Here is a 1,050-nt window from a genome sequence, read left to right as displayed (position 1 = left end):
TGTGGAGTTTCGATAGGTTGTTCATTCGGGCCTGACCGAGGAGATTGGAGTTACCACGCTTCAACCGCCCTCGGAGAAGAGCCCGAATGAACATCCATGAGAATGCCCGTCTGACGCCGTTTGGTCGAGAGCGGTTGGTGCAGGCGATGCTTTGCGGGCAAACGCCGCAGGCCGCCGCACGAGACGCAGGCGTTTGCCCGCGCACGGCGCGCAAGTGGCTCGCCCGCTACCAGGCGGAAGGCGTCGCCGGCCTCAAGGACCGCTCGTCGCGTCCCCGGCGCTTGCGGGCGGTCACGGCCGCTGAGGTGAAGGCCGCGATCATCCGCCTCCGGCAGCAACGCTTCACCGGCAAGCACATCGCCGGGACCGTGGGCGTCTCCCGGGCAACCGTCAGCCGGGTGCTGCGAGCCGCCAAGCTGTCGAGGGCGACGGATCTTGAGCCGCGTCAGCCCGTGCGACGCTACGAGCACGCCCGCCCCGGCGACATGATCCATCTCGACATCAAGAAGCTCGGCCGCTTCGAGCGTCCCGGCCACCGGGTGACCGGCGACCGCACCGGCCAATCCACGCCGCGCAACAGCGGCAAGCCAGGCTATGGCTGGGAGTTCGTCCACGTCACCATCGACGACCACTCCCGGCTGAGCTTCACGGAGCTCCATCCGGACGAAAAAGCCGTCAGCGCCGTGGCCCATCTGAAGGCGAGCGTTGCCTGGTACACCGGTCTCGGCGTCAAGGTCCGTCGCGTCATGACCGACAACGGCCCCTGCTACACATCCAAGGCGTTCGCCAAAGCCTGCAGAGACCTTGGCCTCAAGCACATCCGCACCAAGCCCTATACGCCGCGCACCAACGGCAAGGCCGAACGCTTCATCCAGACCGCTCTGCGCGAATGGGCCTACGGCAGGCCCTATCGCACTTCAGACGAGCGCGCACAGGCCTTGCCGATCTGGACACATCTCTACAATTGGCACCGACCCCACAGTGGGATCGATGACCAAACACCCATCAGTCGCCTCGCCCTATCCCGAGACAACCTGTTGAGACTCCACA

1 protein-coding gene is annotated in these 1,050 nt (G+C 65.5%); it reads left to right on the top strand.

What is annotated here, in order from left to right; all coding sequences use genetic code 11:
- Positions 1–86: 86 nt before the first annotated feature.
- The coding region (locus tag HNS03_RS25695; protein ID WP_367198890.1) for an IS481 family transposase at positions 87–1,050 on the top strand (964 nt) is incomplete at its 3' end.

Source organism: Amorphus sp. 3PC139-8, assembly GCF_040750475.1.
GTDB lineage: Bacteria > Pseudomonadota > Alphaproteobacteria > Rhizobiales > Amorphaceae > Amorphus.
Note: the sequence above shows the minus strand (reverse complement) of the source record. Positions and strands in the feature narration are given on the sequence as shown.